General features: G+C 41.3%; 20 protein-coding genes. 19 read left to right on the top strand and 1 reads right to left on the bottom strand.

All coding sequences use genetic code 11. The annotated features are described in order from the left end of the window. Window positions 1–834 precede the first annotated feature (834 nt). The 13 genes from D0T57_RS14215 (at window position 835) to traJ (ending at window position 13,663) form a co-directional block, all read left to right on the top strand. Complete coding sequence (locus D0T57_RS14215; protein ID WP_163274147.1) at window positions 835–1,596, top strand: ParA family protein; 762 nt, start codon at window positions 835–837, stop codon at window positions 1,594–1,596. A 4-nt stretch (window positions 1,597–1,600) separates the two neighbouring features. Further along, entirely contained in the window at window positions 1,601–2,053 is a 453-nt protein-coding gene (locus D0T57_RS14210; RefSeq protein ID WP_163274146.1) for a DUF3408 domain-containing protein, read from the top strand. A gap of 1 nt (window position 2,054) precedes the next feature. Continuing rightward, a complete protein-coding gene (locus D0T57_RS14205) occupies window positions 2,055–2,744 on the top strand; it encodes a hypothetical protein (protein WP_163274145.1) in 690 nt (229 codons plus the stop codon). A gap of 245 nt (window positions 2,745–2,989) precedes the next feature. Further along, the gene (locus D0T57_RS14200; protein WP_163274144.1) at window positions 2,990–3,289 is read left to right on the top strand and encodes a DUF4134 domain-containing protein; all 300 of its coding nucleotides are present in this window, start codon (window positions 2,990–2,992) and stop codon (window positions 3,287–3,289) included. Between the two features lie 75 nt (window positions 3,290–3,364). Beyond that, entirely contained in the window at window positions 3,365–3,694 is a 330-nt protein-coding gene (locus D0T57_RS14195; protein ID WP_163274143.1) for a DUF4133 domain-containing protein, read from the top strand. Beyond that, on the top strand, window positions 3,691–6,189 hold the full coding sequence (locus D0T57_RS14190; protein ID WP_163274142.1) for a TraG family conjugative transposon ATPase: 2,499 nt from the start codon (window positions 3,691–3,693) through the stop codon (window positions 6,187–6,189). The genes D0T57_RS14195 and D0T57_RS14190 overlap by 4 nt, the downstream gene beginning before the upstream one ends. Before the next feature lie 16 nt (window positions 6,190–6,205). After that, the gene (locus D0T57_RS14185; RefSeq protein ID WP_368666933.1) at window positions 6,206–6,748 is read left to right on the top strand and encodes a DUF3575 domain-containing protein; all 543 of its coding nucleotides are present in this window, start codon (window positions 6,206–6,208) and stop codon (window positions 6,746–6,748) included. Between the two features lie 27 nt (window positions 6,749–6,775). Further along, the gene (locus tag D0T57_RS14180; RefSeq protein ID WP_163274141.1) at window positions 6,776–8,968 is read left to right on the top strand and encodes a hypothetical protein; all 2,193 of its coding nucleotides are present in this window, start codon (window positions 6,776–6,778) and stop codon (window positions 8,966–8,968) included. Beyond that, window positions 8,940–9,851, top strand: a complete 912-nt coding sequence (locus D0T57_RS14175) for a hypothetical protein (protein WP_163274140.1) — start codon at window positions 8,940–8,942, stop codon at window positions 9,849–9,851. The genes D0T57_RS14180 and D0T57_RS14175 overlap by 29 nt, the downstream gene beginning before the upstream one ends. Before the next feature lie 23 nt (window positions 9,852–9,874). Continuing rightward, complete coding sequence (locus tag D0T57_RS14170) at window positions 9,875–10,777, top strand: fimbrillin family protein (RefSeq protein ID WP_163274139.1); 903 nt, start codon at window positions 9,875–9,877, stop codon at window positions 10,775–10,777. 112 nt (window positions 10,778–10,889) lie between these two features. Beyond that, on the top strand, window positions 10,890–11,849 hold the full coding sequence (locus D0T57_RS14165) for a fimbrillin family protein (RefSeq protein ID WP_163274138.1): 960 nt from the start codon (window positions 10,890–10,892) through the stop codon (window positions 11,847–11,849). A 73-nt stretch (window positions 11,850–11,922) separates the two neighbouring features. Beyond that, window positions 11,923–12,552, top strand: a complete 630-nt coding sequence (locus tag D0T57_RS14160; RefSeq protein ID WP_163274137.1) for a DUF4141 domain-containing protein — start codon at window positions 11,923–11,925, stop codon at window positions 12,550–12,552. 118 nt (window positions 12,553–12,670) lie between these two features. Further along, on the top strand, window positions 12,671–13,663 hold the full coding sequence (gene traJ, locus D0T57_RS14155) for a conjugative transposon protein TraJ (protein ID WP_163274136.1): 993 nt from the start codon (window positions 12,671–12,673) through the stop codon (window positions 13,661–13,663). Between the two features lie 3 nt (window positions 13,664–13,666). Here traJ and D0T57_RS14150 read toward each other — a convergent pair whose 3' ends face one another. Next, window positions 13,667–14,092 carry a hypothetical protein gene (locus D0T57_RS14150; RefSeq protein ID WP_163274135.1) on the bottom strand — a complete coding sequence of 142 codons (426 nt, stop codon included), beginning with the start codon at window positions 14,090–14,092 and terminating at the stop codon, window positions 13,667–13,669. Window positions 14,093–14,251: 159 nt separating this feature from the next. On the opposite strand from D0T57_RS14150, the gene traK reads away from it, so the two are divergent. The 6 genes from traK (at window position 14,252) to D0T57_RS14120 (ending at window position 18,441) form a co-directional block, all read left to right on the top strand. Beyond that, window positions 14,252–14,875: a conjugative transposon protein TraK gene (gene traK, locus D0T57_RS14145; protein WP_163274134.1), complete on the top strand. Its 624-nt coding sequence runs from the start codon at window positions 14,252–14,254 to the stop codon at window positions 14,873–14,875. 8 nt (window positions 14,876–14,883) lie between these two features. Then, window positions 14,884–15,285: a TraL conjugative transposon family protein gene (locus D0T57_RS14140; RefSeq protein WP_163274133.1), complete on the top strand. Its 402-nt coding sequence runs from the start codon at window positions 14,884–14,886 to the stop codon at window positions 15,283–15,285. After that, complete coding sequence (gene traM / locus D0T57_RS14135) at window positions 15,239–16,531, top strand: conjugative transposon protein TraM (RefSeq protein WP_163274132.1); 1,293 nt, start codon at window positions 15,239–15,241, stop codon at window positions 16,529–16,531. The genes D0T57_RS14140 and traM overlap by 47 nt, the downstream gene beginning before the upstream one ends. A gap of 81 nt (window positions 16,532–16,612) precedes the next feature. After that, window positions 16,613–17,599, top strand: a complete 987-nt coding sequence (traN, locus tag D0T57_RS14130; protein WP_163274131.1) for a conjugative transposon protein TraN — start codon at window positions 16,613–16,615, stop codon at window positions 17,597–17,599. 1 nt (window position 17,600) lies between these two features. Then, window positions 17,601–18,188, top strand: coding sequence for a conjugal transfer protein TraO (locus D0T57_RS14125; RefSeq protein WP_163274130.1), 588 nt, complete (start codon window positions 17,601–17,603; stop codon window positions 18,186–18,188). A gap of 40 nt (window positions 18,189–18,228) precedes the next feature. Continuing rightward, entirely contained in the window at window positions 18,229–18,441 is a 213-nt protein-coding gene (locus D0T57_RS14120) for a TraQ conjugal transfer family protein (RefSeq protein ID WP_255490611.1), read from the top strand. Window positions 18,442–18,535: the final 94 nt, after the last annotated feature.

The following is an 18,535-nucleotide window of genomic DNA, read 5'->3' as shown; positions in this document are numbered from 1 at the left end:
TTAAAATATTGCTCTATTATCGGATAGGCCTGACCTTTAGATAGCCTGGTTCCGGGAAGTTGTCTCGTTTGTTTTTTATTTTGCAGAAACTGATGGCTCGTTAATTTATCGTTAACTCTCTCCGCAAAGGTAAAAACTATATAAATATTGTAAAAGATGAGGCAGACCGAAGGATTACGATACAACCAGACTCAGATAGTTATCAAAATTGATTATGAGTACATTATTTACAGAATATTTTGTTGCTTAAATAGTGTCCTATAATGTAAAAATGAAATCTTGAGACTGTAATCAATTACATGTAAGCGCTTTATCTGAATAGCCGGATAATCGGATTATCAACTAGCCAATTAGCAGGAAAGAATACTAGCCAGAAAGTTATTTGATTGATTAATAGGTTGAATAGTTTGCCTTTCGGTTGACCACCCTTCTGCTTATTCAGCTCTCTGCTTTATCTTCAGGTTACTTGATTATTCATCCGGCTGATTGAATAGTATACTGGACGTTCAGCTGACTGATGTGCCTTTGGGTTATTTACCCGAATATTTGGTTAGGTGGTTTGCCACTTATCTTGCCCTCCGAATGGAGAGGCGAATGAATAGCTTCTTGACTGAATGACAAATCTATCATTTGATTACCTATCCGGTCAGCTCCCCGGCTACCTGGTTTTTTAGTTTTCGAGCCGTTCGGTTTGCCATCCCAAATAAAAAAGAAGACATGACCGGACAAACGCTACCACCAATCCCGAAAATGACCGGAGTTATAAAAAATATAATTTCTTTTGCTTCAAAATCAGCCCGGAGGCATTAGTATACACCTGAAAAAAATATCAATATGGAACGAGAAACATTATTCATTGCATTCAGTACACAAAAAGGCGGAGTCGGCAAAACAGCCTTCACTGTTTTACTATCCAGCTATATGCACTATCAGGATGGGAAGTCGATTGCCGTCATCGACTGCGACTTTCCCCAACACAGCATTATGGAAATGCGGAAGCGGGATTCAGAGCTGGTAATCAACGATCCGTTTTACAAGCGTATGGCTTTCAGTCAGTTTAAAACAATATCCAGGAAAGCCTACCCTGTTATCGGCAGTAATCCTGTTGATGCCATACAAGATGCAGAGAGGCTGATTGCAGAAAGCGAGAATAAGATAGACATCATCTTCTTCGACCTGCCCGGGACAATGAACAGCAAAGGAGTGGTAATGACACTGAGGGAAATGGATTACATTTTCTCTCCAATCAGTGCCGACCGCCTTGTTCTTGCCAGCACACTCAGCTTTGCTTCTTCTCTGAACGAGAATTTAATTTCAGTAGGCAAATCGAAGATAAAAGCCCTGAACCTGTTTTGGACAATGGTTGATGCCCGTGAGAAGACCCCTCTCTACGAAGCTTATGTAGATGCCATCGAAGAACTGGGGCTGTCTATACTAAAAACGCATATTCCCGACACCAAACGGTTCAGGCGGGAAATGGATGAAACCCACCGGGCATTTTTTCGCTCTACGGTTTTTCCTCCCGACAAACAGTTGTTAAAAGGTAGCCAGGTAGATGAGTTAATAACAGAAGTATATCAAATTATAAACCTGTAGAACAATGTCTAAGAAAAAAGAAGAGGATATAGATGAAGATTTTATCATCGCGTCAATGAATATGACGGGGCCTACGGGGCAAAACAAAGTCGCATCTTTGGCTAAGCCTCCCATTGAAAGAGATACAGAGGCGGACGAAGAACAGGAAAATGAAAAAGAAATTGAATCAGTCTCCAAACCGCCTCTTTCAAAAGCAGATAAAGAACCGAAGCGAAAAAAAAGTAAAAATGACTACGAATCACTGTTTATCAAACCCGCCGATATTACGGGCAGGCAGGAAAAAACAGTTTACCTGAGAGGTGAATATTATGAGCGGATAATGAAGATCCTGCCGTTGTATAAAAATACTAAACTCTCGGTATTCTCTTATGTCGATGCGGTAATGGAACATCATTTCGATATTTACGAACAAGAGATCAGGGAGATTTATAACAGTAAAAACAAAGGGCCATACTAACATGATACAGATAATAGTCGTAGCCGCATCCATTCTACTGGGTATGATTCTCTACCCAACCCTCCTGAACAAGATCAATCATTTTGTCAATTGGTGGTATTGGAATATGGGAGATAACAAAAGTGAAGAAATGGGAAATAGAAAAGAAAAACCGGAGCCGGAACCTTCAAAAATATCTTCCGTAATAGGGGAAAGCAAAACAAAAATAGGACATGACCGGGCAAAGGCTACCACCAGCCTGAAAAATGGCGGAGTTGCGGAAAAAGAATCTACATTTGCATCAGATTCGCAGGAAGAAACCAATCAAATAACTGATGTAGATGTTCCTTTGGCAAAGGTTGAGACACTAACTGAAGAGGAGTTTGATCCGGACGAAGAAGCAGTAGAACTCGAAGCCGAACAGGGAGCTGTTCAGGCAAGCGGAGCCAGTTACGATGAACTGATGAATGCCGGGCAAACAATAACTAAAGATAAGCCATCAAATGAAGAAAAAGATGAAGCCGGGCGTATCCTGTATGAAAATCAATCTACCGAAATTGTAGAGCAATTTGCATCGAAAGACAAGCAAACCTTAGAGAAGGTAAACGCCTTGATTCGTTTTCATGTGATAAAGCATAATTTGACCGAAGAAGGTGAAAAGTTATCCGATTCCGGGGAGTTCGAGAATTTTGATGTCAACAGTATTTTTTAGAAATAATGTATCCGATAAACAATAAAATAGAAACATAAAACAAAATGGTCTTCTTTTGGAAGAACCTGTAAAACAAAAGAGGCTGTGCCTCCGAGCTAATTATCCAATGTTTTGAGCAGCGAAAGCAGATTCAAACTTTGTTTGAACTATGCCGAGTCGCGATAAACATCTTATCCAATTAAAATTATTCAAGTCTAACCCGCCGTGGGGACTATCCACCCTCACGGCACTTTAAAAACAATTTTATGAAAAAGAAACTTCTTTTTTCAGCAGTGATGCTTATCGCTGCTACCACCACCATTTTCGCACAAGGTAACGGTTTGCAGGGTATCAACGATGCCACCAATATGGTAACCAGCTATTTCGACCCGGGGACGAAACTCATCTATGCTATTGGGGCAGTAGTCGGTCTGATTGGCGGCGTAAAAGTGTATGGTAAGTTTTCGAGTGGCGATCCCGACACATCGAAAACCGCCGCCTCGTGGTTCGGGGCCTGTATCTTCCTGATTGTGGCAGCAACTATCCTCCGTTCATTCTTCCTATAAGGGTCGCAGACCCTCTTATTAACTCAAATGAGAAATAAGAATCTACATGAGTTCAACAACTAAAAAACAAGAAGAATGGAATATTCAATTAACAAAGGGATCGGCAAGCCCGCCGAGTTCAAGGGCCTGAAGTCTCAATACCTTTTCATCTTTGCCGGAGGCCTGCTATCGATATTCGTAGTCTTTATGATTATGTATATGATAGGCATCAGCCAGACAGTATGCATCGGCTTCGGTGGTACTGCAGCCGGAATCCTTGTCTGGGGAACTTTCCACCTGAATGATAAATACGGAGAATTTGGGTTGATGAAAGTGCAGGCAATTGCCAACCACCCCAAGTATATCATTAACCGCAGGCGGATAGAAAATCTGTTTCGTCGTAAAAGAAAGGAGGCATGCCGATGAGAAATACCGTCAAAGCCGCCACACTGGAGAGCAAGTTCCCTTTGCTGACTGTCGAACACGATTGCATCCTGAGCAAAGATGCGGACCTGTCGGTAGCCTACAGGGTAGAGCTACCCGAACTTTTTACCGTTACCTCTTCCGAATATGAAGCGATGCACTCGGCATGGCTCAAAGCAATTAAGGTACTGCCCAATTATTGTGTGATACACCGTCAGGATTGGTTTGTAGAAGAGAAATATAAGCCTGAACTGGATAAGGAAGACATCAGCTTTTTATCAAGAAGCTTTGAACGCCACTTCAACGAGCGACCATACCTGAACCATACATCCTATCTGTTTCTGACGAAAACGACTAAGGATAGAGCCCGCCAGCAGAGCAATTTCAATGCGTTGACACGGGGGTTTATCATTCCCAAAGAAATGCAGGATAAGGAAACGGCATTGAAGTTTCTGGAGTCGGTCGGACAATTTGAGCGTATCATCAATGACTTGGGATTTATTAAACTATTCCGTATCACAACCGATGAGATTGTTGGTACGGAACAACAAGCCGGAATTGTTGAAAAGTATTTCTCATTATCTCAACAGGACACAACTTGCCTGCAAGACATTACGTTGAAAGCCGGAGAAATGAAAATCGGAGATAAATACCTGTGCCTGCATACCCTCTCCGATACGGAAGACCTGCCGGGTAAAGTAAATACCGATACTCGCTACGAAAGATTGTCTACCGACAGGAGCGACTGCCGTTTGTCCTTCGCAGCGCCGATAGGCGTATTACTGTCCTGCAACCATATCGTCAACCAGTATATTTTTATTGACGACCATACGGAAAACCTCAAACGCTTTGAGAAGCAGGCCCGAAATATGCATTCATTGTCAAGGTATAGCCGTTCCAACCAGATCAACAAAGCCTGGATAGAGGACTACTTAAACGAAGCCCACAGCTATGGATTGACTTCGGTACGATGCCATGTCAATGTAATGGCATGGAGCGATGACAGGGAAAAACTCAGCCGGATAAAGAACGATGTCGGGAGCCAGCTGGCATTGATGGAATGCAAACCCCGCCACAATACAGTCGATGCACCTACGCTGTTCTGGGCAGGTATTCCGGGTAATGCAGGTGATTTTCCGGCGGAAGAATCGTTCTATACATTCATTGAACAGGCATTGTGCTTCTTTATCGGGGAGACAAACTACAAAAGCTCACCCTCTCCTTTTGGCATCAAGATGGTAGATAGGCTGACAGGAAAGCCCCTCCATGTGGATATTTCAGATCTACCAATGAAGAAAGGGATTATTACGAATCGTAATAAGTTCGTATTAGGGCCTTCGGGAAGTGGCAAGTCATTCTTTACCAACCATATGGTCAGACAATATTTCGAGCAAGGAACCCATGTATTACTTGTCGATACCGGAAATTCCTATCAGGGCCTATGTGAAATGATTAATCGAAAGACCAAGGGGGAAGATGGGGTATATTTCACATATACCGAGCAAAATCCGATTGCGTTTAATCCATTCTATACGGATGATGGCGTCTTCGATATTGAAAAGCGGGAGTCCATCAAAACCTTGATTCTTACGCTATGGAAACGGGATAATGAACCGCCAACCAGAGCTGAAGAGGTCGCTCTCTCGAATGCCGTCAGCAAGTATATTGACCTCATCAAATCGGATGACGCTATCAAGCCTTCATTCAACACATTCTATGAATTTGTAAAAACCAGCTACCGACAGATGCTGATTGATAAGAATGTGCGGGAAAAAGATTTTGATATAGATAATTTTCTCAATGTACTGGAACCTTACTACCTGGGGGGTGAATACGATTTTCTGCTGAACTCGGATAAAGAACTGGATCTGCTGAATAAACGCTTTATCGTATTCGAAATTGATGCGATAAAAGATCACAAAATCCTGTTTCCGGTAGTTACTATCATCATCATGGAAACTTTTATCAACAAGATGAGAAGGTTGAAAGGTATCCGTAAACAGTTTATTTGTGAGGAGGCATGGAAGGCTCTTTCTTCTCCGAATATGGCAGATTATTTAAAGTATTTGTACAAAACCGTTAGAAAATTCTTTGGAGAAGCCATTGTTGTTACTCAAGAAGTAGATGATATTATCTCGTCTCCGGTTGTCAAAGACGCCATCATCAACAATTCCGATTGTAAAATACTGCTGGACCAGCGCAAGTATATGAACAAGTTCGATGCGATACAGGAATTGCTTGGGCTTACCGATAAGGAACGGACGCAGATACTATCTATAAATATGTCCAATAATCCAAGCAGATTGTATAAAGAAGTGTGGATTGGACTGGGTGGTGCGCAGTCGGCAGTATACGCCACGGAAGTAAGTGCTGCCGAATACCTGACCTATACCACCGAGGAAACGGAAAAAACGGAAGTTTTTCAACTGGCAGAGAAACTGGGAGGTAATCTGGAGCTAGCTATTAAACAACTGGCAGAAAGAAAACAAAACAATTAACAAATCAGAAAACAACATGAAGAAGATCATATTAACATATGCTCTAATGATCGTCCTTTGCCTTTGTGCAAGCCGGGCTCAGGCACAGTTCTATTCGGTAGGGACCAATGTCCCAGCTTTGGGAACAGCAACTATTAATGCTGAAATCAGTATGACTTTGGACCGCAAGTGGTCGCTACACCTGCCCGTCTACTACAATCCATTTGTATTTGGCAACAACAAAAAGCTACAGAATTTCACTCTCGCTCCGGGCGTCCGCTATTGGTTGCTCGAATCGTATGTGCATGCTTTTATCGGAACAAATGCGATTGGCTCAAAGTATCACTTTACCTGGAAGGATAGTCGTTACCAAGGGCAAGCCTATGGACTTGGCATCAGCGTAGGGTATGCATGGCTGCTTTCACCTCGGTGGAACATTGAGTTGGAAGCTGGAATAGGGCTCGTATGGGCAGATTACACCAAATACGATTGTGAGGAATGCGAAAAAAAACAGGGGGATTACACCCGCTGGGAACCGGCTCCCAATAAGTTGGGGGTATCTCTAGTCTATTTATTTTAAGGAGGTATAACTTACAAGAGTATGATTATGAGAAAAATAATAACAAATAGTCTTTGTTTGCTCCTTACAGTGGCCGCCATCTTCTCCTCCTGCCGCACCAGACAGCCGGATGATAAGGCCCGGGCAAATATCCATTTCCCGGCAAAACCTGTGGAAGAGGTTAAGAATGAGAAAACCTCTAAAAAACTGCCTTCGGTCATTGAGATGAAAGACAGGCATGGTAATAAGACCATCTATGCACAGACGGAAAAAGATCAGGACGGAAACTCCCGGTTATCGGTACAGCTCAAAGAGGTGACTGTAACTGCCAGAATGAAGACTGTACCGGAGCGCTTTGGTAAGGTCGATGTGGATTTCATTGTTTCTGTACCTGAAGAGCTGATCGACCGCAGATGGCAGCTTAATCTAACACCTAACCTGATAAAAGGAGGGAATGTTTCGGAGTTTGACGATCTGGTTATCAGTGGCGATGCATTCAGGGAAGTACAGGACAAGCAATATGCCCGTTATGAGCAATACCTTTCTAAAATTATTCCGGACAGTCTGTTCGATAAGCATTTTGTGAAAACAAAAGCATATAACAGGTATATAAGGAATTATCACAGGTCGGAGTTCATACGGGTATATAAGGATTCGATAGATCACGCCGGTTATGCAAGGTACAGGAGCCGGTTAGTTGAAAGGTATAACTATTTCAATGACAAAATGCACCGCAACAGGTCATGGCTCAAACGCCGGATGAGCTTTCCAAAGATAAAGGAACGGTACGAATATTTTGGTCGCGATACAATACATGTAGCTGCTGCCTACAACAAACGCTATCAGCAAATCGCAGGAATATCCCCTATGTTCTTTATGCTCCGGGATTTTAATACATCCCATATTCAATGGAAGTACCGCAAAGAAAAGTATAATTCCGGCTTTATCAATGACTACCGGCATCTCAGTATTGCCGATTCATTACACATCAAAACCGGTTTTTTGAAAAAGAAAGCTATTGATAAGAATAACGCACTGATAAAGAATAAACAACAGGTATTTTTCAAGTTGGTTAAGTTCCCAAGAAACACCCATGCACGGCTCGATACGGTTGTCTACAACAAGGGTAAATTTGACTATTACTACAAACAGGAACTGATGGCTGACGAGGATAGCAAACGTATCAATATCTATGTAGACGGCTATGTGGTAGATACAAACCAAGAGTACTACCTGGTCCCCTCTTCAGATACGCTGAATTATATGATTTCTTCCATGATACAGCTATTGGATACCACGCCCCGGTATTTACGGAAAGTGATTGAACGTAAGGTGATGTCTTCGCTGAAAGCGAACATTGGCTTTAAAGCCGGGGCTTCGGAGCTGGATATCAACCTGGGGGACAACCTGCCGGAACTGGAAAAGGTACAGGAGATGGCAGATCGCATTACAGGGGAACTGGAATTTGTGGTAGACAGCATCACTTTGGTGGCAGGTTGTTCACCGGAGGGCAGTTTTGCAACGAATATGCTACTATCGAAACGGCGGGGAGAATCCATCCGTAAATACCTTACCGGAATGTTGGAAGGGATTGACAATATCAATCAAATAGTCAGGGCTTATCCCAAAGGGGAAGACTGGCAAGGTTTATCTTCCCTGGTACGGGATTCGCTGGATAGTAGAACCAGACAAGGTGTATTGGATATTATAGCTGAAAGTTCCGATCCGGACACAAAAGAGATACATATCCGGCAGTTATACCCGGGTGATTATACCTATATCAGGGACAAGCTCTACCCAAAGCTCAGGGTGGTCGAATTTACGTTCTATATGCACCGCAGGGGTATGCTTAAAGATACTGTTTATACTACAGAGCCGGACACACTCTATGCCAAAGGAATGGAACTGCTTGCTAAACGCAGGTATAGTGATGCCCTACAAATACTAAGCGAATACAATGATTACAATACGGCTATCTGCCTGATGAGCCTGGGCTATGATACAGGGGCATATTCAATATTGGAAAGCATACCCGAAACAGCCAACAGAGAATACCTGATGGCGATATTAGCTGCCCGCATGGGAAGGGAAGAGGAAGCTGTAAGGCGGTATTTGTTATCGGTGGAGCTCGATCCGGCTAAACGCTGGCGGGGAACACTCGACCCGGAGATAAACAGGCTGATAAAAGCCTATGACTTAAACAAAGATGACGATGATGAAAATAACAATTTTGAAGATTAGAAATATGAAAGCCAGAGGGATACTACTATTTGTAGCGGCAATGATTTTTACGTCATGCAGCCTGATAGATTTCTCGGAGGATTGCATCTATCCGGGGCGGCTGGAAATCAGGCCCGACTGGTCGGGATTGGCACAGGGAGACACAAAGCCCCCTGTATGCAATATATACTTATCCACAGAGAATGCGAATCCGGCAATTATCGAACTTGAAAACGACACGGTAATTGAAGAATTTCCGGCAGGTTATTACAGTGTATTGGCTTTTAACACGCAAGGGTTGGAGAATATTACTTTTTCGGGAACAGAAACAGCCGGGCTACATACATGGGAAAAAGAGGGCAGGCTGTACACACCACAGGTTCCGACTTTATATGTCGCCCGAACAGACATAAGGATTAATTCTTTTGAAACGGCTGTTTGCCGACCGGTTATGAGAAATGCTGCCCGGAAAGTTAACATCAATATTGTGGTGACAGATATGGATATGGATTCGGACATTGACAATATATCGGGAGAACTCTCGGGTATAAGCTATCAATATAGTTTCAGTACAATGGATGAACTAAGGTCATCGGCTTGGTTGGCATTCAATACGGCACGCAGCGGAGATAATAGTGGTAGCAATGTATTTACCTCTGGGCTTAAGGTATTTGGTGTAAATCCGGATAAAAATAAGAGTGATAAGACGGACAATCTGTTGGAACTACATATAAAGATGGCAGATGGAGATGCCTATACCAAGCAGGTAGACTTGACGGATATATTCAAAGGATTTACTGCGCGGGTGATAAATATCACACTGGAACTACGCCCTGCACTACTGGATATGGAAGTGGTGGTAACGGGATGGAATATCAGCAACGAAGAAGATATAGAACTATAAGGTCACTCAAAAAAAGAAACGAGATGAAACAGATTTTAATTCTATGCTTATTATTCTTGTCGGGAATGCTCTTTTGCTTGCCTTCCTGCCGGGATAATGAAGAAGTTGAAACATCTGCACCAATTGCTAATACAGTGGTTGCGGATGTGAAATCGGCTACAATGTATTATAACGGATTGACTGGCGATTTTCGAAATATTGCAGATACAATCGGACTGTACAGCCCAGAGCAAAGCAGGACGGCATATCTGACCAGAGATGTTTCGGGATGGCAAGCTTCAGGGATAGCCCTTGGAGAGAAACAAATACGGTTATATGGCTTCTACCCATACTGCAATATGGAACATAAGGATTTACAGGAAGGATATATAGATGTAGAGCATTTTTCGCAAACAGACTATATGTACAGCGGGTTTTGCGGTTATGTATCGCGTTATAGTCCGAAAGTTTCTATAACAATGAAACATGCTTTGTCTCTGCTTAGCTTTCGTTTTGAGCGTAAAGGGTATGATAAACCGGGGATACTGGAAAAAATATCAGTACGCAACAGGGAGGGCAAAACCGTATTATATAGTAAAGGGCAGATGGTTTTGGAAACAGGGAAGATTATCCCCCTTGCAGGATATAATGATGCGGCAAGCCTGGTGCAATTTCCGAATCCGGTGATCCCGAATGTATATACCAATGAGGCCGAATATATCCATATGCTGGTACTGCCTGTAGACAATGTACCTCAGGAAGGTGACTTGCTCTTTGAGTTTGTTATCGACGGGCAACTTTTCTTCTGGCCGGTGGCACAAGGTACTAGCTGGGAAAAGGGTATAAAACATACTTACCGGGTAGAAATGGCCGGCAACAAAGCAAAAAGTGGTCCTGATGGAAATAATATACATGTAATATTATCCGGTTCGAAACGGATGGATTAAGTATTCTATCAACAGACCACAAATAAACAAGTATACATAAGCTGTCAGGCAGACTCAAGGCGCCAATTTCTGTCAGGCAGCAGTTAATTAACCACTAATAATTTTTATAACAATGAGAAAGATTTTTATAACAATGGCAATAATAGCCGCTTCTGTAACCAGTTTTTATAGCTGTGACAATGATGACAATATCAATACGGCAGAGAATAATACTGCAACTGCAAACCTGCATATAGAAACAGAGATTTCCCCTATAGAGGCTTCTTCTATGATGACAAAAACTGCTCTAAGCTCGTTCCCGGAGGGCTCTGCTCTAAGTTTGTTTGTAACAACAGGTTCTCTGGGTAATAATTATCCGCAAGGACCTTATAATAATGTAAAAGCAGAACTCAATTCGGGTAAATGGGAGTTGACACCGGCTGTTAAGGTTGGAGCTACCCCGGCAATTATCTATGCTTTTCATCCGTATGGTTCGTCTTATGGGAATGGTACATCCATGACTGTATATCACACCAATCAGGTTGACTATATGTATGGAACAAATGCGGAAGGGCAGCAAAATATTAACAGGGATAATCCCAATGTGCGCATCCGCATGAAGCATGCTCTTGCTTTATTGCAGTTTAAGATCAGAAAGATGAACTATAAGGGAGAGGGCAAATTAACTAAGATTGAAGTATTGAATGCGTCGGGTAAGAGAGATCTTTACAGTGCGGCCTATATCAATATTGCCTCAGGTGAACTCGCTAACCTATATGATAATCATAATACTGCTTATATCGAAAACGCTACCGGGTTATATACCATCCCTGACAATGTATCAACAAATGAAAATGATTTCCAGAATGTTATGGTAATACCTGTGGCCAAAACAAGTGCCGACGGATCTATTCTAATACGGTTCCAGATTGATGGTGAAATATACAGTTATCCGGTTCCGGTGAATACATCATGGAAACAGGGGAATAAATATGTATACAATACTACTTTTAACGGAACGGAACTTGTTGTGGATGATATTATTATTACGGACTGGACCGAAGGGGCAAATACGGACATTAATATCTATTAATCTTTTCAGGGAGAGTGTAGCGTTGTTTACACTCTCCTTTTTATCAATTTATTTTACTAAAAACCAACTGAATATGAAAACAAAGATTTTCATGTTGTGCGTGAGCTTTATGCTTATCACAACCAATATGAACGCCCAATGGACAGTTGTTGATCCTTCAAATTTAGCACAGGGAATTGTCAATACGACACGCAATGTAGTACAGACATCTACTACTGCGACCAATATGGTAAAATCTTTTCAGGAAACTGTAAAGATATATGAACAGGGGAAGCGATATTATGACGCCTTAAAATCTGTAAATAACTTAGTAAAAGATGCCAAAAAAGTTCAAAAGACCATCTTGTTGGTAGGTGAGGTATCGGATATCTATGTCAATAACTTCCAAAAAATGCTGTCCGATTCCAATTACTCGGTAGAAGAACTGAATGCTATTGCATCGGGATATGCCAAACTGTTGGAGCAAAGTAACGATGTGTTAAACGAATTGAAAGGAGTAGTCAATATCAGCACCTTATCCTTAAGCGATAAAGACCGTATGGATGTGGTGAATCATTGCTATGATGAAATGGTGGATTACCGTAACCTCGTGAGGTATTATACCAATAAGAATATAGGGGTATCTTACCTGAGAGCCAAAAAGAAAGGTGAAACCGCCCGTGTAACCGCTTTGTATGGTAATCCTGACGAACGATATTGGTAAATCTAATTTGCCAATTATTCAATATGCCAATGTGCCAATGAAAAATCAGAAACGGATTAGTACTCGAAGTATTTATTAATTGGCATATTGGCTCATCACCACATTAAATAATTAGAATATGGATTTTGACCAATTTCACGAAACACTACGGACGCTATATGACCAGATGATGCCCTTGTGCAGTAATATGGTTGGGGTAGCCAAAGGGATAGCCGGATTGGGAGCCTTGTTTTATATGGCTTACCGGGTATGGCAATCTTTGTCCCGTGCCGAACCGATAGATATTTTTCCGTTGCTACGCCCTTTCGCAATAGGTATTTGTATAATGTTCTTTCCAACCATTGTAGTAGGAACCATCAACAGTATTATGAGTCCTGTTGTACAGGGAACACACGGGATGCTGCAATCTGAAACATTCGATATGCAAAAATATGCAGAGACAAAAGACAAGCTGGAGTATGAGATTATGCGTAAGAATCCTGAAACCGCATACTTAGTCGATAATGATGTTTGGGATGCCAAGCTGGAAGAACTGGGAATTACCGACGTGGGAACCAAAGTAGGCTTGTATATAGAAAAAGGAATGTATGAAACAAAAAAATGGATACGGGAGGCATTCAGGGAACTGTTGGAAATTATTTTCAAAGCGGCGGCTCTTGTAATTGATGTGATCCGTACTTTTTTTCTAATAGTCTTGGCTATTCTCGGACCTTTGGCGTTCGCTATATCCGTATGGGATGGATTCCAATCCACCCTTACTCAATGGATAACCCGCTATATTTCTGTCTATCTGTGGCTTCCTGTGTCAGACCTATTCAGTACCATCTTAGCCAGGCTTCAATCATTGATGTTGCAGGCGGATATAGAACGGATGCAGACAGATCCCAACTTCTCAATAGACAGTGCGGATGTAATCTATATCCTGTTCCTTGTAATCGGTATTGTCGGGGTCTTTACGATTCCTACCGTTGCCGGATGGATAATATCGGCAGGTGGTATGGGGAATTTCGGTAAGAATGTAAACCAGACAGCAACCAAAGGTGGAGCAATAGCAGGTGGTGTTGCCGGTGCTGTTGCAGGAAATATTGTAGGAAGATTGAAGGGAAAATAGATTCTATTTTTTTTGATAATTAACTGAAGCCGTGTGGTCCTCATTATAAATTGTTAAAACATTATTGTCCAATTTATATCTATAAGCCCAACGTTTACCTTCGTCCTCTCTATTATCAAGAATTATATAGTAGTTTTTACTCCCATTCGGATAATATGTCAAAGCGTATCCTCCATGATCGATTCGATCAAGAATATTCTTTGTTCCTTTTTCATATATGTATTGTTTCATAACTCCAACTTCGAATATCAAAACGATAGAATCTATTTCAAGTGTCGCACTCCATACTCCCTCTATCTTTTTTACGTCTTCGTAAATAAAATAGTATTCGCCATCCTCTTTATTGTTTTTGCTGGGCGTTTCGTCTTCAGAGCATGCAGAGCATAAAAAAAGGAAAATAGGAACAAGAAGTAAATAAGATCTAGACATGTGCTAAGTGTAATTAATTAAACAATAAATTCAACGCACCACCCACTAAATAAGTAGGTGGATTGTGCTTCGGCTAAAGCCGACTAAAGTATAAGCGTCTAAAGACGGTGGTATTAACCACAACATTTGAAAAATAAAGATAAAAATATTTATTAGAAAATGGAATTTAAATCATTAAAAAATATCGAAACAAGCTTTAAGCAACTCCGCATTTTCGGCGTCGTGTTTCTGTGTATGTGTGCCATCGTTACAGGTTATTCCGTGTACAGCGCATACGACTTTGCAGAAGCCCAGCGCCAGAAAACATATGTACTGGACAACGGAAAGTCGCTGATGCTCGCTCTCTCGCAGGATCTTTCACAAAACCGTCCTGTGGAAGCACGGGAGCATGTCAGACGTTTTCACGAACTCTTCTTTACCCTGTCTCCCGACAAAAGTGCTATTGAAAGTAATATCAACAGGGCATTGCTCCTGTCCGATAAAACAGCTTTCAATTATTATAAGGATTTATCGGAGAAAGGATATTACAACCGGATTATATCAGGAAATATCAACCAAATGTTTCAAATAGACAGTGTTATCTGCAATCTGAATGTCTATCCTTATCAGGTGGCTACCTATGGTAAACAGATGATTATCCGGGAGAGTAACATTACCGAACGTTCTTTGGTAACCTATTGTCGATTATTGAATTCTGTTCGTTCCGACAATAATCCGCATGGTTTCACTATTGAGGGATTCGAGGTCAGGGAGAATAAAGATATAAGGGTGCTTACCCGCTAGCTATGCCTATGAAAGAACGACTAAAAGAAGTCTGGTATTGGTTTGAGGATAGACTCAAAGACCTGTGTGGGGAACTGACACCCGATAAACGGATAATGGTAATCCTAATAATGCTTCTGATTTTGGTGGTAGGTAATCTTTATTTCACATTTTCCACCATTTACAACTGGGGAAAAGATAGCGAGAAAAAACAGCAGATGGAGATAGAGCATATCAGGCAGTTGGAACTGGAACGGGACAAAAAGGATATCCACGATTTTATGGATTTTCCTATCGATAGGGAACTTCTTGATTTAGAAAAACAACGAATGAAGCAAGATTCTATTGATAACATAAGTATTAACAAACAAAGATTTAAAGAATATGAGCGAACAACCAAGAATAAGTTCGGAGCAAAAACAAAAGCTTAAAAAGTATGCGGTATTTGCATTGATGGCGATTGTCTTTGCAGGCTGTATGTGGCTGATATTTGCTCCCTCGGATGCGGATAAAGCCAAAGAACAGGGAGGTATAGGGCTGAATGCCGACATACCAGATCCTGATGGTGGCGGTCTTATCGGCGACAAGAAAGATGCCTATGAACAGGAACAGATGCAAAACAAGCAGAAAGACAGGATGCAGTCTTTACAGGGATATATGGATATTCTGGAGGGTGAAACCAAAGATAAGCAACAAATCATGCTTTCCCTTGTTGATGAACCCGAGCAACAGCCAAATCAACAGCAGGACAAAAAAGCACCGATAAGTAACTCGGTTACTGCTTATCAGGATATCAATAAAACATTAGGTAGTTTCTACGAAAAGCCTAATACCGACCCTGAGAAAGAAGAACTGAAAAAGAAGCTGGAGGAACTGGAATCCCGGATAGAGGAAAAGGAAAGTGCGAAAAGTGCAATGGACGAACAATTGCTCTTGATGGAAAAATCCTATGAAATGGCAGCCAAATATTTGCCACAAGGGCAACAGGATAATAATACCGAAAGTCTAAGCAAAAGAATTTCCAACGGAACTGTAAAGAATAGCAACAATGGAAAAACAAAAGTTGCTCCTATCAGGCAGATACATAATCAAACGGTTTCTGCTTTATCCCAGAGATTATCCGATGAAGACTATTTTCTGATGTATGACCAACCCAGAAATACAAGTTTCAACACAATAGGTGGAGAAACGGGCGTTTCGCAGAAAAATACCATATCGGCTGTCATCCATGACGATCAAACGGTAATCAATGGGCAGACTACCCGCTTGAGGCTGACAGAGCCATTGATGGCAGGAACAACAATTATTCCGGAGAATACCATAGTTACAGGAGTAGCCAAGATTCAAGGCGAACGGATGGATATACAGATATCTTCGATTGAATATCAGGGAACAATTATTCCGGTGGAAATGTCAACCTATGATTCGGACGGGCAGCGAGGAATCTATATCCCCGGTTCATTGGAAATGAATGCTGCCAAAGAAATCATGGCAAATATGGGGAATAGTGTTGGTACAAGTTTTACCATGACAGAAAGTACAGGTGCACAACTTACTTCCGATTTGACCAAAGGAGCAATACAGGGCTTATCAGCATATATGCAGAAAAAGATTAAAGAGGTAAGGGTCACTCTAAAGTCGGGTTATAAGGTAATGCTAATGCCGAAAGCTAATTAGCTAATTAGCTAATTTGAGAATGTGCCGATGTGCCAATTCAAAGAATGAAAAACTAAAAATGAAAAATTAAAGTAAGAAACAATGAGAAAATATATAATAGGGTTTGCATTAATGGTAACAAGTCTGACTGTCAATGCACAAACAGAAGATACAATTCCAGTTGTAAGTCAGACCTCAGAAGAGATGCAGGACGATTTACAACAAGTACTCAAACCGACCTATGGAGACTATTACGAAGGCCTATCAAAGAAAATAACCTTTGACCGAATGATACCACCATACGGATTAGAAGTTACTTTTGATAAGACGGTGCATATCATCTTTCCTGCTCCGATTCGGTATGTAGACTTAGGTTCAAACCGCATTATAGCGGGCAAAGCAGGAGCATCAGAAAATATCCTACGGGTAAAAGCTGCTCTCCGCAATTTTGAAACAGAAACCAATATGGCTGTTATAACGGAAGAAGGCAGCTATTACACCTTTAATGTAAAATATGCCAATGAGCCGGAGAAGCTCAATATAGAAATGAAAGATTTTATGCACGATGGTATTGCGACCAACCGCCCAAATAATTCGATGGATATTTATCTGAAGGAATTGGGAAGTGAATCGCCTCGCATTGTCTATCTGGTAAACAGGGCTATACACAATACCAACAAGCGAACGGTAAAGCATATCGGGTCAAAACGTTTCGGCATCCAATATTTGCTCAAAGGTATTTATTCGCATAATAACCTGTTGTATCTACATACATCTATCAAGAACTCTTCAAATATTCCTTTCGATATTGACTTTGTGCGGATGAAAGTTGTCGATAAGAAAGTGATGAAGCAAACCGCTATTCAGGAAACAGTCATCTATCCACTCCGTGCATACAATTTTATGTCAACGGTTGGTGGTAATCAAACAGAACGGACTGTATTTACAATCGATAAAATAACTATACCCAATGATAAGAAGTTGGTTATCGAACTCTTTGAAAAGAATGGCGGACGTAACCAATCATTTGTAATTGAAAATGAGGATTTATTGAGGGCTGAAGAGATTAACGAACTAAAGATTAAGTAGGATGAATCGAATAGCATTAATAATAACATTGGTCTTTTCATTGGGCCTGTACTTTACAGAGCAGGTTCAGGCTCAGCGTTACTTGCCGGGACAGAAAGGCATACAGGTTATGGGAGGTTTTGTCGATGGTTTTACATTGGAAAAGAAAGACGGACAGGCGTTCTTTGGTGGGCTTGCCCTGTCGACTTATACCAAGAACGGTAATAGGTGGGTTTTCGGAGCAGGATATATGCAAAAATCACATAAATATAAAGATATACTGATACCGGTATCGCAGATAACAGCCGAAGGTGGCTATTATCTGAATTTTCTGTCTGATCCATCCAAAACGTTTTTCTTCTCCATTGGTGCTTTTGCGATGGCCGGCTACGAGACTGTGAATTGGGGAAAGGAGCTCTTGTTCGATGGAGCTACCATCACGACTGAAGATAATTTCCTGTATGGCGGGGCTGTTTCTTTTGAGATTGAAACATTCTTGTCAGACAGGTTTGCTCTGCTTTTCAATGCACGGGAGCGAATATTGTTTGGTTCGGAAATTAACAAATTCCATTTTCAAATAGGAGTAGGCGTCAAAGTAATTATAAACTAAGGTCGCAGAATTTTTATTAACAACATTAAAAACAAGATTTATGAGAAAATTTGCATCATATATAATCTTTACGCTATTGCTGGCTGCAATAGCGTGTGCCTGTAGCGACAATATTGATATTCGCCAAGGCTATGAATTCCAGGTTACTCACCTGCCTGTGCCGAAAAAAATAAAGGTTGGGCAAACTGTAGAAATTCGCTGTCAACTGGAACGAAGCGGATACTTCAACGGAGCCGTCTATCGCTTTCGCTAAGTACATGACAAAAATATCATAGGGTTCATATTTTCTTTAAAATCAAGTTTATCTAACCACTGAAAAATATAATCAAGTCCATATTTGAAATAAC

This window comes from Dysgonomonas sp. 511 (genome assembly GCF_010501105.1).
Lineage (GTDB): Bacteria > Bacteroidota > Bacteroidia > Bacteroidales > Dysgonomonadaceae > Dysgonomonas.
The sequence above is the reverse complement of the archived record's forward strand: the minus strand, read 5'-3'. Positions and strand labels throughout refer to the sequence as shown.

What these genes read in the sequence shown, in the direction of transcription:
- traJ (WP_163274136.1), top strand. Translation starts at nt 12,671, where the DNA reads ATGGATTTTGACCAATTTCACGAAACACTACGGACGCTATATGACCAG.
- D0T57_RS14185 (WP_368666933.1), top strand. Translation starts at nt 6,206, where the DNA reads ATGAAGAAGATCATATTAACATATGCTCTAATGATCGTCCTTTGCCTT.
- D0T57_RS14200 (WP_163274144.1), top strand. Translation starts at nt 2,990, where the DNA reads ATGAAAAAGAAACTTCTTTTTTCAGCAGTGATGCTTATCGCTGCTACC.
- D0T57_RS14140 (WP_163274133.1), top strand. Translation starts at nt 14,884, where the DNA reads ATGAAAGAACGACTAAAAGAAGTCTGGTATTGGTTTGAGGATAGACTC.
- D0T57_RS14210 (WP_163274146.1), top strand. Translation starts at nt 1,601, where the DNA reads ATGTCTAAGAAAAAAGAAGAGGATATAGATGAAGATTTTATCATCGCG.
- D0T57_RS14125 (WP_163274130.1), top strand. Translation starts at nt 17,601, where the DNA reads ATGAATCGAATAGCATTAATAATAACATTGGTCTTTTCATTGGGCCTG.
- D0T57_RS14215 (WP_163274147.1), top strand. Translation starts at nt 835, where the DNA reads ATGGAACGAGAAACATTATTCATTGCATTCAGTACACAAAAAGGCGGA.
- traK (WP_163274134.1), top strand. Translation starts at nt 14,252, where the DNA reads ATGGAATTTAAATCATTAAAAAATATCGAAACAAGCTTTAAGCAACTC.
- traN (WP_163274131.1), top strand. Translation starts at nt 16,613, where the DNA reads ATGAGAAAATATATAATAGGGTTTGCATTAATGGTAACAAGTCTGACT.
- D0T57_RS14190 (WP_163274142.1), top strand. Translation starts at nt 3,691, where the DNA reads ATGAGAAATACCGTCAAAGCCGCCACACTGGAGAGCAAGTTCCCTTTG.
- D0T57_RS14180 (WP_163274141.1), top strand. Translation starts at nt 6,776, where the DNA reads ATGAGAAAAATAATAACAAATAGTCTTTGTTTGCTCCTTACAGTGGCC.
- D0T57_RS14205 (WP_163274145.1), top strand. Translation starts at nt 2,055, where the DNA reads ATGATACAGATAATAGTCGTAGCCGCATCCATTCTACTGGGTATGATT.
- D0T57_RS14195 (WP_163274143.1), top strand. Translation starts at nt 3,365, where the DNA reads ATGGAATATTCAATTAACAAAGGGATCGGCAAGCCCGCCGAGTTCAAG.
- D0T57_RS14160 (WP_163274137.1), top strand. Translation starts at nt 11,923, where the DNA reads ATGAAAACAAAGATTTTCATGTTGTGCGTGAGCTTTATGCTTATCACA.
- D0T57_RS14170 (WP_163274139.1), top strand. Translation starts at nt 9,875, where the DNA reads ATGAAACAGATTTTAATTCTATGCTTATTATTCTTGTCGGGAATGCTC.
- D0T57_RS14175 (WP_163274140.1), top strand. Translation starts at nt 8,940, where the DNA reads ATGATGAAAATAACAATTTTGAAGATTAGAAATATGAAAGCCAGAGGG.
- D0T57_RS14150 (WP_163274135.1), bottom strand. Translation starts at nt 14,092, where the DNA reads ATGTCTAGATCTTATTTACTTCTTGTTCCTATTTTCCTTTTTTTATGC.
- D0T57_RS14165 (WP_163274138.1), top strand. Translation starts at nt 10,890, where the DNA reads ATGAGAAAGATTTTTATAACAATGGCAATAATAGCCGCTTCTGTAACC.
- traM (WP_163274132.1), top strand. Translation starts at nt 15,239, where the DNA reads ATGAGCGAACAACCAAGAATAAGTTCGGAGCAAAAACAAAAGCTTAAA.
- D0T57_RS14120 (WP_255490611.1), top strand. Translation starts at nt 18,229, where the DNA reads ATGAGAAAATTTGCATCATATATAATCTTTACGCTATTGCTGGCTGCA.